13 protein-coding genes and 1 pseudogene are annotated in these 16,428 nt (G+C 39.0%); 9 read left to right on the forward strand and 5 right to left on the reverse strand.

Going from position 1 to position 16,428, the window contains the following annotated elements; genetic code table 11:
- Positions 1–1,281: 1,281 nt before the first annotated feature.
- Both H7J92_RS16635 and H7J92_RS16640 read right to left on the reverse strand, forming a co-directional pair.
- On the reverse strand, positions 1,282–2,688 hold the full coding sequence (locus H7J92_RS16635; RefSeq protein ID WP_221838085.1) for a hypothetical protein: 1,407 nt from the start codon (positions 2,686–2,688) through the stop codon (positions 1,282–1,284).
- A gap of 905 nt (positions 2,689–3,593) precedes the next feature.
- Positions 3,594–4,328: an SH3 domain-containing protein gene (locus H7J92_RS16640; protein WP_221838087.1), complete on the reverse strand. Its 735-nt coding sequence runs from the start codon at positions 4,326–4,328 to the stop codon at positions 3,594–3,596.
- A 234-nt stretch (positions 4,329–4,562) separates the two neighbouring features.
- Between H7J92_RS16640 and H7J92_RS16645 the strand changes: the two genes are divergently transcribed.
- Positions 4,563–5,279, forward strand: a complete 717-nt coding sequence (locus H7J92_RS16645; RefSeq protein ID WP_078818807.1) for a toast rack family protein — start codon at positions 4,563–4,565, stop codon at positions 5,277–5,279.
- 165 nt (positions 5,280–5,444) lie between these two features.
- Here H7J92_RS16645 and H7J92_RS16650 read toward each other — a convergent pair whose 3' ends face one another.
- Positions 5,445–6,269: an endonuclease/exonuclease/phosphatase family protein gene (locus tag H7J92_RS16650; protein WP_078818806.1), complete on the reverse strand. Its 825-nt coding sequence runs from the start codon at positions 6,267–6,269 to the stop codon at positions 5,445–5,447.
- Positions 6,270–6,711: 442 nt separating this feature from the next.
- On the opposite strand from H7J92_RS16650, the gene H7J92_RS16655 reads away from it, so the two are divergent.
- Positions 6,712–8,181: a carbon starvation CstA family protein gene (locus tag H7J92_RS16655; RefSeq protein ID WP_078818805.1), complete on the forward strand. Its 1,470-nt coding sequence runs from the start codon at positions 6,712–6,714 to the stop codon at positions 8,179–8,181.
- 136 nt (positions 8,182–8,317) lie between these two features.
- Here H7J92_RS16655 and H7J92_RS16660 read toward each other — a convergent pair whose 3' ends face one another.
- Positions 8,318–8,611 carry a hypothetical protein gene (locus H7J92_RS16660; RefSeq protein WP_078818804.1) on the reverse strand — a complete coding sequence of 98 codons (294 nt, stop codon included), beginning with the start codon at positions 8,609–8,611 and terminating at the stop codon, positions 8,318–8,320.
- Between the two features lie 184 nt (positions 8,612–8,795).
- Between H7J92_RS16660 and H7J92_RS16665 the strand changes: the two genes are divergently transcribed.
- Positions 8,796–9,710: a hypothetical protein gene (locus tag H7J92_RS16665; protein WP_246603100.1), complete on the forward strand. Its 915-nt coding sequence runs from the start codon at positions 8,796–8,798 to the stop codon at positions 9,708–9,710.
- Between the two features lie 89 nt (positions 9,711–9,799).
- Positions 9,800–10,846, forward strand: coding sequence for a hypothetical protein (locus H7J92_RS16670; RefSeq protein ID WP_221838089.1), 1,047 nt, complete (start codon positions 9,800–9,802; stop codon positions 10,844–10,846).
- A gap of 337 nt (positions 10,847–11,183) precedes the next feature.
- Here H7J92_RS16670 and H7J92_RS16675 read toward each other — a convergent pair whose 3' ends face one another.
- Positions 11,184–11,840, reverse strand: coding sequence for a reverse transcriptase-like protein (locus tag H7J92_RS16675; RefSeq protein ID WP_221838091.1), 657 nt, complete (start codon positions 11,838–11,840; stop codon positions 11,184–11,186).
- Between the two features lie 425 nt (positions 11,841–12,265).
- Between H7J92_RS16675 and H7J92_RS18090 the strand changes: the two are divergent.
- The 5 genes and pseudogenes from H7J92_RS18090 to eutC all read left to right on the forward strand — a co-directional run.
- Positions 12,266–12,574: pseudogene (locus H7J92_RS18090) on the forward strand (PAS domain-containing protein); the annotation flags it as partial.
- A 60-nt stretch (positions 12,575–12,634) separates the two neighbouring features.
- Positions 12,635–13,006 (forward strand): methyl-accepting chemotaxis protein, encoded by a 372-nt coding sequence (locus H7J92_RS18095; RefSeq protein WP_425441363.1) that lies wholly within the window; start codon positions 12,635–12,637, stop codon positions 13,004–13,006.
- An 86-nt stretch (positions 13,007–13,092) separates the two neighbouring features.
- Positions 13,093–13,740, forward strand: a complete 648-nt coding sequence (gene bluB, locus H7J92_RS16685; protein WP_221838092.1) for a 5,6-dimethylbenzimidazole synthase — start codon at positions 13,093–13,095, stop codon at positions 13,738–13,740.
- 313 nt (positions 13,741–14,053) lie between these two features.
- Positions 14,054–15,415 carry an ethanolamine ammonia-lyase subunit EutB gene (locus H7J92_RS16690; RefSeq protein WP_221838096.1) on the forward strand — a complete coding sequence of 454 codons (1,362 nt, stop codon included), beginning with the start codon at positions 14,054–14,056 and terminating at the stop codon, positions 15,413–15,415.
- A gap of 16 nt (positions 15,416–15,431) precedes the next feature.
- Entirely contained in the window at positions 15,432–16,289 is an 858-nt protein-coding gene (gene eutC / locus H7J92_RS16695) for an ethanolamine ammonia-lyase subunit EutC (protein WP_221838099.1), read from the forward strand.
- Positions 16,290–16,428 lie beyond the last annotated feature (139 nt).

The raw sequence follows: 16,428 nt of genomic DNA on the forward strand, positions 1-16,428 counted from the left end.
AAAAAATGTTTAAATTTTAAAGACTGCCAATGATTTTTCAGTGAACCCAATTATTCCCTAGAATTGTGTCGTTGTTGTATTGTTACGTCAACAACATAATTTAGGGGACGATTGTGAATAATCCACCCCTCGGTCAAAGAGTCTACAGGAAGAATCTAAAGAATGTATCATTGAAATACGAACTTTTTCAGTGGGTTTAGACGGTTCCTGAGACTCGAAAAAAACATGTGCTTTTTCACTGGTACCGAACCGTCCTCCGTTATTAATAAAATATAAATATAGCTATAAGGGTCAATACAACAATAAATGGGATTGATAAAACATAAACCCACAGCAAACTGGAAAAACTTTTTTCACTATTGTAATTTTCATTCCTAGAATTAGCAACGGATATGGTCAAGATTACTCCGATAGCTAAAATAATGACCACGAAAATCATTGATACAATAAGGGCTAACTTCATGCCTTCCTCCTTTTTAGAAATAAATTTCCTCGTTCTATATGTTATAATTCTATAATATAAAGCATTTTTGAGGACCATCCACTTAGGGGTTATTTAAACCAACCACTTTTTATGTAGCGAGTATCTTGTCGTCGAGTGCCAGTCACTCACACAACTAAGAATGTAAAAGAGATTAAATAATCATTCATGACACAGAAAATAATTTGTATAATTTTTTTACTTTCTAAAAATTTTTAAGGGTTTACTTATTTTAATAAATGAATGTTAAAAAGTATTGGACCTAAGACTTACTACTGCTTTTATCAGCCTTTATATTAGTTTCTTTTAAAAGACTTATAAATGGTTAAGGTTTATAGTGTCCAGGGATTAAAGTAAATCTCCAAAATTGAAATAGTAGCAAAACGTATTTGTTAATATAGAGAATCTCATCCATATATATGGTGAGATTTTTTATTATCAAATAAATTCCTTTTATTGTCACAAAAGATTGATTCATCATTTAGAATTGTTTATCGATTTTCTGTGAAATGTTGATATAACGGTGTTTCTTTGTGGTTGTTTTAGAGGATTTTAGTTGCTAACTTAGGGGTGGCATGATGTAATTCACCCGCACCGATTGTAATAAAGTGAACAAAACCCCTTCCAAGGCCGATTACGGATTCGGAAGGGATTTTTTACATTTTGGTGCTATCTTTCATATCTTAGACAATTGATTATGTTGATAAAACAACTCCCTATTGATTACAGACAGGTTAATGCGATAATGAATTCAAGGAGTACTAATAAGTGTCACATTCAATTGTATAAGAAGATTTAATTTATTTTTTTAATAAGCTAAATAGAGAGTTGTACGATATAACGACTTGTTGGTAATAGCCGACCAACTTGTCCCGAACTGTTGTTTGTCTATCCTCTTCAACAGATTCTTCCTCTTCGTCAGCTGGTTGTTCAGTAGCCTCTTCGCCATCGGCAGGTACTTCAATTGCATCTTCTTCGTCAGCTGGTTGTTCAGTGGCCTCTTCGCCATTGGCAGGTACTTTAACTGCATCTTCGTCAGCTGGTTGTTCAGTGGCCTCTTCGCCATCAGCAGGTACTTCAACTGCTTCTTCTTCATCAGTTGGTTGTTCCGAAGTGTCGTCAGCATTGCCAGGTTCCTGCAAAACATTGTCTTCATCTTCTGGTAAGATCATTTCAAGTTGATCCTGAATTAGGAAATCATAATACTCGATTAAACTTACATAGTTTTGTATGACAGACCTATATTCATTTACTAGCTCATCTGTTATAATAGTGCTATCGGTAGATTGGTCAGTTGTCGTAATATCTTCATTGATATTATCGTCAGCTGGCCTTTCTGTTTCATTAGTTTCATTTGCTGTCTCATCTTCACTAGCAGGCTCATCAGCAGGTTCTTCTTCAATCTCTTCTTCAATCTCAGTTTCATCTGCTGTCTCATCATCAATTATAGGTGCATCTGTTGCATCGTCTTCCTCAACCGGCACCTCTGTTGCTTCATCTTCGATTACTGGTAGATCCGTTATTTCATCCTCATCAACCGGTGTATCCGTTGCACCGTCTTCCTCAACCGGCACCTCTGTTACCTCATCGTCGATTACTGGTAGATCGGTTGTTTCATCCTCATCAACCGGTGTATCCGTTGCATCGTCTCCCTCAACCGGCACCTCTGTTGCTTCATCGTCGATTACTGGTAGATCGGTTGTTTCATCCTCATCAACCGGTGTATCCGTTGCATCGTCTTCCTCAACCGGCACCTCTGTTGCTTCATCGTCGATTACTGGTAGATCCGTTGTTTCATCCTCATCAACCGGTGCATCCGTTGCATCGTCTTCCTCAACCGGCACCTCTGTTGCTTCATCATCAATTACTGGTAGATCCGTTGTATCTTCTTCCTCAACCGTTACATCCGTTGCTTCATCTTCATCTGTAAAATCATCCGAATCATCTTCATTTTGTGCTTTTTCCTGCAAATTTTTATTTGCAATTGTACGCATTAATGATCCTTTTTCAGGTGAGCCCGGAGTGCTAGTTGCAAAAGATGAAACTTCTGCACCGTGATTTTTAAATTCTTTTTCCTCACCTTCTTCAGCTGCAAAAGCTGATCCGCCTGCACCGAAAATAGCAGCTGTTAACATTGAGGTTGACATCACGAATGGCAAAATTTTCTTGTTTGTGCTTTTCTCTTTTTGAGTAGTTTCTTTAACCAAATTTCATCAAACACCTTTCTGTTTTAAGTTTTTTTGAAGCTCAATTATTAAACTTGTTCTCTTAAATTGCTATGTACAATCTACCTCCTTTTAATCAAGAGCTTAAAATTAGGGCTATTTTTTTAAAATGTCCATTTTGAATATGAAGCTTTCAATTGGATAATTTAGCAGTGCCCTATCTGCTTACAAACTACAATAACAAAAGAAAACTACGGCCGCGTAACAATCAAATGACAAGTTTCCATGGAAATATTAACCTTTGTCATAATTAAAGAAATACTCCATCAGACCTGTCCAATACTTGACGATAGACCAAAAAGAGGTCTAACCTAATAGATTCCCTTCATATATTCCATCTTATTCCTTTTGCGAAAAACATCGGTAATGTGCTCTGGAACATGTTCGGATTACTTTATTGACACGTTCCCTCAATGGTTCGAACGGTCTAATGTTATTCAATTCAAATATTACGCTTTCAAAATTTTTGTAAAGATTATGCTCTGGAGAAGAGGGTAAAATTAATAATTGTGCTTAAAAGTGCTCATAAGAATCCCTTACAAGTTATTGAATAAATACTAAGTCAGCATAGAAAAAAATGTAAGTGTGTTTAAGTGGAAGGGGCAATTTGTGTGGGAATGAGTATCTGGTCATCTTAATTGAGTGGGCAAGAATCGTAGATGGGTTAGCCACCTCAAGCCTCCTGTAATCACGACTGTTTTGTCCATGAATTGTTTATAGTATGTATTGCACGCGTAGACAACATCGGGCTGAAAGTTACCATCGAAAAGAATGGCAACAACTGTCGCTGTCAAATGTCAATCACGTTATAAAATATACTGATCAATGGTTAGGAGTATCACCAGAAAAACGCCGCCCCAGGAGAGCACGGCGCCGCGATAGATGTACTATTTTTCCTGCTTTACAGATGCCAGTTCTATAGTAATTTTTCCATTTCCATCTGTACTTTTAATAACTCCGTTCCCTTTTGCAAGATATACTCTGGAGCCATCTGGGAAGCGGAGAATAACGACATTCCTGAAAGAGCCTGCTTTCACTGTGATGGTTTTCGTTGTACTCTCTACTAAAACCTTCTCCTCAGCCATAAAGGACTGATTTTTTGTGTATGCTCCTTGTTTCAACGGATAGGAAACATTCAGAAAGATAAAATCCGAACTCGATACCCCCATGAGAAGCCTTTCATTGTCCTCAATGTATGTTAAGTTTGACAAATAAGGGTAAACGGAACTGTTCTTATTATATAAATAAGTGTACTCCTCTTCTTTTTTCGCAAAGAACGTCTCTTTCTGATCGTCGAGGAAAGAAGGCGCATATGTGAGAATCAGACCGTCTGCAGGCGTTAAGTTGCCGGTAACAGTTGTTGGAACAGCTTTCTGCTCTTTTTTGGATAAAGCCGAAGTATAAACATACCCTTTATTCTTACCAGTCTGAACCAATGACCATCCATTTGAAGAAGACAAGACAGTCACCTTGGAATGATTTTTAATAGTCCCCAACTTATCGGCATGTTGATTCGGTTTCGTACGCAGGAAAATGTCATTCTTCGCATATACATACATTTCTGTTGTTGCTGCGGCTGTTTGTGTTGGAAGGAAAAAAGAAAGACCGAGTACCAACAACATTATTGCTAAGCCCATTTTTCTTATTTGAATCACTCCTTGGAATTAGTTACTCATATAAGAAACTATGGAAGGTGTGCTTTAAGTAGAACTGAAAAGGAACCTTATCCTAAAATATCCGGACAGAAATCTTCATATACTGGCATGCTCAGCCCTTAGACTGATGTTAAGTTCAGGCATTTGATGGATTCAACTTTATGGAGGTTGATTTATGATTGAAAAAAGGGGGAGACTGGTATGAGAAAAACTGTGATTATTTTAGCAGGGGTAGGACTTCTAGCCATCGTTGGATTTTGGGGCTATGGCTGGGTAAAAAAAGATCGGGTGTCCGGTGATCTGTCGATAGAAAAAGACAGTGCAAAATCATTGGACGTTGAAATTGGCTTTGGTGCTGGAAATCTTTTGATTGAGGGCGGTGCTGAAGGGTGGGTGGATGGTGTCATTGATACAAACGTGAAAAAGTGGGATCCATCGATCTCTTACAAGAAGAAAGGAAAAGTCGGTCATGTGGTAATTCGGCAGAAAACAAAAGGTCTCTTGGCTTTCCGGAACGCACGAAACGATTGGAATCTTCAACTGACAAATGAAATACCCGTAAATCTCGCTGTCGAGATGGGTGTCTCCGATTCAGAATTGAACTTGGCGGGAATCCGTCTCAGTCATTTATCGATTGATGCCGGAGTCAGTGATACCACAATCAATCTAAATGACGATTGGCGGGAAAGCTTCGAGGGGGAAATCAATCTTGGCGTGGGGGATGCGGAAATTCACTTACCGAAGGAGACTGGTGTTAAATTGACCATCTCAAAAGGGCTCGGTAGCTTAGGAACGAAAGGCTTCATCTCTCAGGGAAAAGGCGTCTATGTAAATGAAGCGTACGACCATTCAGATACCACCATTAATTTGAAAATCGATGTAGGGGTCGGTGATTTGAAATTTGTGCTTGGCGAATAGTTCGCAGCACAATAAATGTTAAAAACAAAAAAATATAAAAAATCATGGTTGTTGAAACAACCATGATCGTTTTGAAACAGATACCATAGTGAAAGGTACCAGATTCCGAAGCAATTATGAATTGCCTCAGGATCTGATACCTTGATTAAGACCTCCTAAGTTTCCCTATATTAAAAGATCCGCAATGATTGGCAGGTGGTCGGCAACCGGAGTGTCAAGTACTTCAGTTCTTTCTATAGTTGTAGTTTGGTCTGTGAAGATATAATCGATCCGGGAGGCAGGCTCAGTGCAGACAGCTGAACTGGCATCCTCATAACGAGCTGGGAATGTATAAGCTATGCCCATTCCCATGCTTCCGAAAGTGTCAGTATAAGTCTTTCTGAAGTCCTTTAATTGGAGGTGCTCGGGGGATAAGTTAAAATCACCAGTTATAATAGTAGGAAACAATGAAGCATCGGTTATTTCCAGCAGTTGTTTCAAGTTTTCCCGCTGACCCTCTTCTCCCAGTGATAAATGTGTATTGAAGAAACTTAGAAATGTGCCGTCCAAATCAATAATTGATTCAAGCAACCCTCTCGGTTCGGGATCCTCTATTAAACTTGAGGGGCTGGTGTACGCATGATTCTTGGAGTATTTCACCGGAAATCTGCTGAGTAACGCATTACCGTATTGCCTTTCCGGTTGTCCCGGCTGCACAGGTGGTTCAATTAGATTTGGTCCATAGCTATAGTCCATTTCCAGCCATTTTGCCAGGACTGCCGCCTGATTTTCAAATCCGCTGCGTTCTGAAAAATGATTGTCCACTTCCTGCAAACCAATAATGTCAGCTCCAGAATTCCGGATCACCTCTGCCGTACGGCGAAGATCCACTTTCCCATCCATCCCCAATCCATGAGCTATATTGAATGACATTACCCGCAATTTACGAACCTGGGTAGACCCAGCGCTGCCGAATGTTCGAGTCACGGGTTGTGTCATATGTCCTATCATAAAATCTCTCCTTTTTGTATGGTTGTTTCAAAATCTCTTACGATTACTATAACCATACAATATGAAGAAATTGTAATCCTGTCATTAAGAATTGTAAAGAATACTGGCGAAAGGTTCACAATATCGGCACTTGGTACCTGCATTTGATACATATTACTGCCTGCTAAATAGTCTATTTAAAGAATATAAAACATAGTATAAGTCAGTCATCTAGGCTTAAAATAGCTAGTGATTTCATAAGTGTACAACGAAGTTGGCGTAAAACTCATGTAGAAGCTTGTTGGAGTTATATACAAGACAAGTACCTAAACTTTATTCATCTATCCACTATTTTCAATATTGCATTCTCTCAATGAAAATGATATTTTAGAATGGATAAAGTTTTCTAAATATATCTTTATTTGAAAACGATTACAACTAGAATGGCAAGGGGGGCTATTGTATGATTACTTTTTTGGCATCAATTGTACTGCTCGTGATCGGTTATTTTACTTATGGAAAGTATGTAGAAAAAATATTCGGTCCGAATTCACAAAGAAAAACACCTGCTTATGCAAATCATGATGCAGTGGACTATGTGCCGATGGGCAAGCAGAAGAACGCGTTGATTCAGTTGTTGAATATTGCAGGTACAGGTCCGATTTTCGGTCCGATTATGGGCGCATTGTTTGGTCCTGTTGCATTTTTATGGATTGTGCTCGGTTCAATTTTTGCGGGAGCGGTTCATGATTACTTGACGGGGATGATTTCCATTCGAAATCGCGGCGCGCATATTCCAGAGCTTGCAGGAAAGTTTTTAGGTAAATTAGCGAAACACTTTGTTAACTTTTTTGCATTATTGCTTTTGTTATTAGTCGGTACTGTGTTTGTGACGACTCCGGCCTCTTTATTAAACATTCTAACTGACGGGAAAATAGGCATTCTCGTGTTGACTTTGTTGATTTTTGTATATTATTTCCTATCAACTATTCTGCCTATTGATAAGATTATTGGCCGTTTTTATCCGATTTTTGGTGCTGTTTTGCTGCTTGGGACAATCGGAGTCGGGGGAGCGCTTCTGTTTTCCGATCACAAAATTCCAGAATTGACGCTTCAAAACATGCATCCAGGTGGCCTTGCCATTTTCCCAATGCTATTTTTGACGATCACATGCGGAGCACTTTCAGGTTTTCACGCTACGCAATCGCCAATCATTTCGAGAACTACTCAGAATGAATCGCAAGGACGCTATATTTTCTACGGCATGATGATTACAGAAGCTGTAATCGCTATGATTTGGGCAGCAGCTGCAATGAGTATGTTTGACGGTCAAGGTCTTCAAGGGTTAATCAATGCAGGTACGGCATCTGCGGTTGTCAATGAAGTGTCAATGACGCTACTTGGCGCGGTAGGTGGTACGATTGCTGTTCTTGGTGCGGTTGTACTACCGATTACTTCAGGCGATACAGCATTCCGTGCGGCACGTTCAATTATCGCGGATTACATCCAAATATCGCAGAGCAAAATCGGTAAACGTTTACTCATAGCCATTCCATTGTTCGTTGCTTCTTATTTATTGACGTTAATCGATTTCAATATACTTTGGAGATATTTCTCTTGGGCAAATCAATCAACCGCAGCAATCGCACTTTGGATTGGCGCGATGTATCTGTACGTAAAGAGGAAAAATTATTTTATCGCGCTCTTGCCGGCTATGTTCATGACCAGCGTCGTGACGGTCTTCATTTTAATGAACGATACGATGGGATTCGGTCTTGAGACTACGGTTGCTTATATCGGAGGATTTACGATTACAGCAATATTCACTGTACTCTTCTTTATGAAGGCGGAAAAAAATGTAAAAGAAAATCTGCAAGTGGATCTTCTTGAAGAAAACCCAGTCGAAGAAGATGGGAAATTAGAAACTGTATAAAAAAGACGAGCGATTGCTCGTCTTTTTTGTGTCATTAAATGAGGTTCTATACTATTTGTTGTGGTGATATTTGGCGACTCAAACATCGTATTCCTTAAAGTGATTCAGATTTGAAGCAGGTGGATGTCATCTTACACTAATTCAGACGTTGAATTTCATCGGCAACTGCAAAAGCAAGGTCTTCATTACCGAAAAGTTGGAGTACGTCAAGCATAGTTTCGTTATCGATTTGGAGCTCATCCAACCCGTCATCTTCCTCCATGACACTCAATAATGCAGCATTGTCTGGTTGGTTTGGATAAGCGTTTCGATAGAGCATTTGCGGATCCAGTTCATGATTCGCACACCATTGTACAAAGAGGCGAATCATAAGCGTTTCGTCCTCTTTGTATTTCTGTATTATTTGTTCATTGATATCTCTGAATTCCATTGTCCGACCCTCCATTGATAAGTTGTGATTCTAAGTATATACGAAATAGGGAATGTTGGTGAATGGGATGAGACCCAATCTTTTGGGGTCGCTACTTTTCCTATTACAAGTTTTAAATATGTTTAAGAATTCGACAACTTATGCTACGTTTATATACACATACAGGACCTAGAGGTGATACGCTTTGAAAAAAACAAGAACGATTTCGTTAGCGCCTGTCGCAGATTTATCGGGGGAAATGCAAGATTTTTCACCTGTTTCAATTGCGATCGGTCCACAAAATGAATGGTGTTTTTTATTGGTGAGAGAATACCCTCCTTTGATAGGAGGAAGTTTTCCTTCCACCGTCACAAAGGAACAATACCATTACAAAGTGATCATCATGAAAGGCAATGAAAAGAAGGTGATAGATCTGCCTGATGAAAAATGGAACTATCATTATGTGCAGACTATTGACGATGATCAAGTGTTATTGGCCGGAGCCCGCTCTTATTATCACGATGCTGATCATATTGAAAAAAATGCACGGGTATATACTAGTGCAGGTCAGTGTATCCGTTCGTTTTGTTTGGGAGATGGCATTCAAGATTTGTATGTGACAGACAGCAATACGATTTGGACGAGTTATTTTGACGAAGGTGTTTTTGGGAATTATGGCTGGGATGAACCGATCGGAAGTAAAGGGTTAATTCATTGGGATGCTTTCGGTCGCCAACTGGAGTGGCACGATCCAAAAGGAGAACATTATATTGATGATTGTTATGCAATGAATATTGTATCCAATGAGGAAATATGGTTTTACTATTATTCGGATTTTCACATCGGGGTCCGTGTTGAAGGTCATACAGATTATTATGTGCCTGACGTAAAAGGAGCTAACTTGTTTGCTGTAAAAGAAGATATGTTGTTGATGGACGGGGGATATGGACACCACGATGGATTTTATGAATTAAAGCGAAAAGGTTCACGCTATAGAACGCAGAAACATATTCGATTTATAAAACCTAACGGAGTAGCCATTCGGTCCAGTGCAAGAAGTAATCGCGGAAATCAGTTATTGTTTTTAGATGGCACGGAAGTGTATTATTATGAGATTTGATGCGCGATACCAGGTCCACGAGTAATTTGAAATACAAGACGGATCTGGAATCTTTTATTAGTGTTCGCTGGATGAGATGCTAAAGGAGGATGAACATTATTTCTACAGGAATCACCAAATTTTTAACGGGCATTGGCTGCATACTTCCCATACTTGCTGTGGGATTCTTCGTTATATCCTTGTTTAATGGGTTTGGATTTATTGGATTTGTTATTTCAGTCATTGTATTTTTAGTTGGTCTCTTTATTATCGGACAAGGCCAACTAATGCAGGACGGTTATAAAGAAAAACAAAAAAAGATCTTGCTTTCATTGAACAGTGGTCAACCTCGTTTTGAGAAAATGCCATCCATCATGTCAATTGATTTATTAAAGAGAATTGTAATTGACCATGATAAACAACGTATATACATATGGTACGCTGAAGACGGGGAAGGCAACGTTTTACGAAAACCGAAATTAGGAATGTCCTATAAGTTGTTGAATTATGACTTCACAGATCTTGTGGCTGCCGCGATCGTGGAGGATGATACTATTATTATGTCATCTCCAGAGTTTGCCGATATTTCAACGATCAGCGGAGAAAATAAGAAACATGCATCGACCAATACTATGAACATGCCGATGGACAAAGTGAAGACCATGGAACTGATTCTTCAGATAGACGATGAAATATTTCCTTTCTTTCAATTTAAATTTTATGATGCGTCTTATAAGGATTTGCTTAAGGAATCGATTGAATATAACGCTGTGTTAAAAGAAATGAGAAAGGCATATAACAGGTTTGACTCGATTTTGAACGGGTCAGCGGAAAATCTTGTACCTGTAGCCCCACTTTCTTATCAAGAGGTATCGAGTAAATCGGATGAAGTCCCTGCTGTAATGGAACCGAGTAAGATTCAGCCGATAGAGAGGGAAACAAAACGACATGAAGAGACCGTTGCTCCACCACACGAAATTGATCAACCAACCTACACTTTCTCAGATGACTTGGCGGATCAATCCATAATAGTTGAAAGATCAGAGATAGAGAAGGATTCATTTCCAGATCAAGATATACATGCTGAACAAACTGAACTATCCTATTTCGAAAGAATTATAGCTGAAAATAAAAGGCAATTGACAGAGAGGAAATGATTAACACAAAGTAACGGGTACCGATTCGATTCAGCTAACACCTATCATAATCCAATAGTAATTTTAGTGTGCTCGTGACGCGACATAGAATGTGTCCAGAAGAGTAATTACACTTTAAAGATCCATTTGGAGACTTGGTAATCAGCCAAGTAAAGAGCAGGCAAAAATTTTATTTTTTTTATTTTATTAATAGAGGTGCCGGGTCCCAAGGTATTCTAAAAATCCATTTGGACCCAGTGCATTTCAGTGAATTTGTAACGGACAGATTTCACGAATCTTCACATTGCTCGTTTTTATCCCACATTACTTACACTTACCCGGTCCCTCCTGTATTTTCCTATACCATTTCACTAGTTGCGATGATTTCAATCCCAGCCAATGCTTGTGCAGCCAGCCGATCAGCTTCACCATTTGCCTTTCGTGAAACGAGCTCATACTGCGGTTGAAGCTCAAGCGATTTCATCTTCGCCTCAATCTTATCTGCCCAACTGTATAAATCCTGTTCAATAACCGGCCACTCCTCACTCATATGATTGATGACGACTCGGGAATCTCCGATAATCTGGACAGGTAAACGTTGGATCCCAAGAAACTCAAGCTCTTGCAGGCAAAGATGAAGTGCTGCATATTCAGCCTCATTATTTGAAGTTAGCCCGTCGACAGATGCGTTTTTTCTAAGTCTGTATGACTTTCCGTTTTGGTCATAGTAGATGACACAGCCTAAGCCGGCTGCCTTCGATTCCCAGTTGAATCCTCCATCGAAATAGACAATGATATTATGTGGCTCCGTCTCAATCCCTTTCAAATAGCCCTTCAATTCCTTTACTGTCCATGAACTGTCAAATTGGTCGATAAACACCAACTGTTTTGCACGTCCGGTCTTCTCCAAATCATTAGCAATTAATAATGCCTGCGCTGCTGGCATTTCCTCAGACTTGAAGACAGTTTCTGTCCCCTTCGGTGATCTATACGTCCATTCAATTAGCACCTTCATCAAAATCCCTCCAATATAATCAGTGTGGCTAGTAAAGAATGTTTTTATAGCTTTAATAAGACTAATCTGTACCCAAGTCCTTATAGTGATATGTTTTTTCTCTCATCTTTAAAATTGTATACCCGTTCTACACGTATTTTTATCTTAAGTGGCTCCTGGGCTGTTTTATGCTGCAAGCATGGCTATATAACTCGCTTTCCTGTAGTATTGACTTAGTGATACTAAAGTTTATCCTGTCGGAAAAATAATAGGTCTTATTACTATTTATTAAATAATTTAATATAATTAGAAGAGCTTATTTAAATGAAGTTAAATAAACTAGTGAAAGGGTGTTTTACTACATGCGCGTCTCTTCAAGTATAAATTTAAGTACTCAAGTATTAGATAAAACAAATGTTTTAGCAGCCTTAGAGTTTAATTTAGCGATGATAGAATTCAATCTGAATCAAGAAGTTATTTGGGCAAATGAAAATTTCGCAAAGACTTTAGGATATACTGTAAATGAAGTGAAAAGTAAATTACATAAGCAATTCTGCACCGCAGATTTCGCTAACAGTAAAGAGTATAATGAGTTATGGAGTAATCTGAAAAAAGGGGTAAAGTTTCAGCAGAAGATTCAAAGGGTCGGTAAAAGTGGTACTTTGCTATGGCTGGAAGCTACCTATATTCCTGTGTTGGATGAAGGGGGCAAGGTACAAGCTGTCCTCAAAATTGCTACCGATATTACAGAACGTGAAAACCAAGTGCGGACCATCGTTTCTCAATTAAAAGACCTGTCTATAAATTTAGGTAATATGGTTAATGAAAATTCTCAGGAAAATATGAAGGCATTTGAGTTATTGAGAGAACAGATTAATTCTATAAGTGACACGGCTAATACAATACGAAATATCTCTTCACAGACAAATATTTTGGCATTGAATGCAGCTATTGAGGCAGCTAGAGCCGGAGAACATGGACGTGGTTTTGCTGTAGTGGCGGAAGAAGTGCGAAAGTTAGCAAGCAATGTAGACGAAGCGATTAAAAAAGTGAATTTAAACGTAGAAACCATTACAAAGGGAGTCGGAGTAGTTCGTAATGTAACCAAAGAATCTCAAAGCGAAGTCATTGAGACCCAATCTGAAATTAGTAATACGATGGAGGAATTTGAGAGTCTGGCTAATTAGTAAGGTTTGTCTGAATCCTGGATAAATGAGGATTTAATGGGACCTGAGCAGCATATAATTTATGAAAATAGTAGGAGAGATGGTTTATGTTTTCTAACGAAGAAAGAGATTCGATTTATAAAGTTATTTATAATAGGAGAGATGTGCGAAGTTTTTTATCCACTCCTATTCCTGAGGACACGATACATAACATATTACAGGCGGCTCATCATGCACCCTCAGTTGGATTTATGCAGCCTTGGAACTTTATTTTAGTTTCATCTGATGAAACTAAAGAAAAATTAGCGTGGGCAGCGGAGAAAGAAAGACGGGCATTGGCTATTCATTATGAAGATGAAGGCGCCAAAGAAACAAAATTTCTTGGTTTAAAAGTTGAGGGGTTAAAAGAAGCTCCGATTACTATTTGTGTAACTTGCGACCCTACGCGAGGAGGCTCGCATGTACTGGGACGTAATTCCATTCCTGAAACGGATGTTTTATCGACAGCTTGCGCTATTCAAAACATGTGGTTAGCTGCTTGTGCAGAAGGTCTTGCAATGGGCTGGGTGAGTTTTTATAAAAAGAACGATGTACGAGATATTTTGGAAATACCACCTCATATCGATCCTATTGCGCTCTTATCTATCGGTTATACTGAAAATTATCCCGATAAGCCTATTTTGGAATCAGCTAATTGGGAGAAAAGACGATCATTAGAAAATCTTATCTTTGAAAATAAATGGGGTAAAAACTAATAAAAAGCATTGCTTTAAAAGAGATCTTTTATTTTTGACAAACGTCAGATCCTGACATAATTAAGATTTTAAAATGAAGCCATCATAATGTACTCCTACTATCATTAAACTGCAGATGCTTCTATAATATTATGTCGTTTTTGAATAGTGAAAATACTCTTTGCGAAATTAATATTAGTAGTGTAAGATAGTGATGAATTAACAAAATGATATTCAAGGCAAAGGCGCCTTTCCTCCTCTGAAGAGTATTTTCAGGGGATGAAGGCGTTTTTTTGTTTTGTTGTAAGCGTTATCAAAAAAGGAGTGTTATACGTTGAAATTATCCTGTGTGATAAAAGGAACTCATTATTCGTTTTCGTCGGTAAGAGACGTCTTGGCAAAAGCAAGTGAACCAAAATCAGGTGATGTGATGGCGCAGGTCGCAGCTGAATCATCACTTGAGCGCATGGCATCAAAGGTAGTACTCAGCGAGATGCTACTGAAAGATATTTTTGAGAATCCAGTTATTCCTTATGAGACAGACGAAGTGACACGACTGATTTACGATGACATTAGTGAGACGATTTATAAAGATATACAAAACTGGACAGTTGGTGAATTAAGAAATTATATTCTTTCGTATGAAACAGGTCCGGATCAATTAATAAAAATTTCAAGAGGATTAACAAGTGAAATGATTGCGGCAGTCAGCAAACTCATGTCAAGTATGGACCTTGTACTTGCTTCACAGAAAATGAAATATCAAGCCCATTGCAATACGACGATAGGGGAGCCGGGCCGACTAGCATTTCGGTGCCAGCCCAATCATCCAAATGATGTGCCGGAAGGAATTTTGTATTCAATAAAAGAGGGGCTGTCTTACGGAGCGGGAGATGCGGTTATTGGTATTAATCCGAATGTGGATACGGTTGAATCACTAAAAAGACTTTATACATTGTCGCATGACTTTATGGAAAAATGGAAAATCCCAACGCAAAACTGTGTGTTGGCTCATATCACGACACAAATGGAGGCTTTAAAACAGGGTGCACCTGTTGCACTGATGTTTCAAAGTTTAGCCGGTACACAAAAGGGCAACGAAGCATTTGGTATTTCTAAAGGAATTGTGGATGAAGGGTACGAGATGATGGCTCGATATGGCACATCGACAGGACCGAACTATATGTATTTTGAAACGGGACAAGGCTCGGAAGTTTCGTTAAATGCAGCTCATGGTGTCGACATGCAGACCCTTGAAGCGAGAACTTATGGATATGCACGTCACTGGAAGCCTTTCATGGTGAATAACGTTTCAGGTTTTATTGGTCCGGAAACACTTTTTGACGGACGCCAGCTAATCAGGGCAGACCTTGAAGATCTATTTATGGGGAAATTGCACGGACTGCCGATGGGCATAGCACCAACTTACACGAATCATATGGATGCAAACCAAAATGATCAGGAAATAGCCGGTATGCTCACTGCACTTGGAGGCGCCAACTTTTACATGGGAGTACCAGGCGGAGATGATGTCATGCTGAACTATCAAGATACAAGCTACCATGACGATGCCAGCTTACGCGAGATGTTTGGGTTACGACCACTTCGCGAATTTGAAAAATGGATGGAGAATATGGGGTTGATGGAGGACGGAAAGCTAACAAGTCGTGCTGGAGATTTATCAATTTTTGATTAAAGGAAGGAGGGGCAAGATGGATATTCAGGAGATTGTACGAAAAGTAGTAGAAGAATTGTCGAAGGAAAAGAAAGTGATAAAAGAATACGTCGAACCAATAAAAGAGGACAGTATACGTTTTCCGGAGAAACAAATAAAAGGGGTGAAAGAGCCGCATAATGCTGCATCCATTGATCGAGCGCAAAGTATTACGCCTGCCCGAATTGGTATTGGAAGAACTGGAACACGTATGCAAACAACAAGCTATTTACAATTTTTAATTGACCATGCAGCTGCCCAAGATGCGGTTTTAAAAGATGTAAGTGATGAATTCCTTCAAAAAATAGAACTGAAAAAACTAGAGACGAAAGCAAAGGATATGAAGACTTACTTAATGGATCTAGACTCTGGACGAAAGTTGTCTGATGAATCTGTTGCATGGTTAAAGGAGAATGGAGATAAGGATAAAGATGTCCAAATTATTGTCTGTGATGGGTTAAGCTCTTCTTCTATAGAGGCAAATATAGAGGACTTGCTTCCTGCCTTGATGCAGGGCTTGCAATTGAAAAACATTAGCACCGCAAAGCCAATTTTTATTAAGCGAGGGCGTGTATGGGTACAGGACGAAGTAGCAGCCATCATCAATTGCAATCTTGTCATTTCATTGATAGGTGAGCGCCCTGGCTTAAATACAGATGAAAGCTTGAGCGCCTACATGATCTATCGACCAGATGAAAAATCAGTAGAAGCCGATCGGACAGTGATTTCTAATATTCATAAAGAGGGACTTGCCCCGGTTGAAGCTGGTGCCCATTTGTCTGAGCTGATTGAGCAAATGCTTCGAGCTGAGTGTACAGGAATTTCATTTGCCCGAAAAAGCAATATTAACTTATAGAGAAATACTAAACTGGAATAGGAGTAATCACGGCGGAGCGTTTAGAGCTGATAAGTTCTTTCTTTTAAAGAATAAAAATTAGAGTACAGTTCCTATTGATGAAAAAATACTTTTATAAAGTAGTTGACGCATCAGCTCT

Origin of the sequence: Sporosarcina aquimarina (assembly GCF_019748715.1) — a bacterium.
GTDB lineage: Bacteria > Bacillota > Bacilli > Bacillales_A > Planococcaceae > Sporosarcina > Sporosarcina newyorkensis.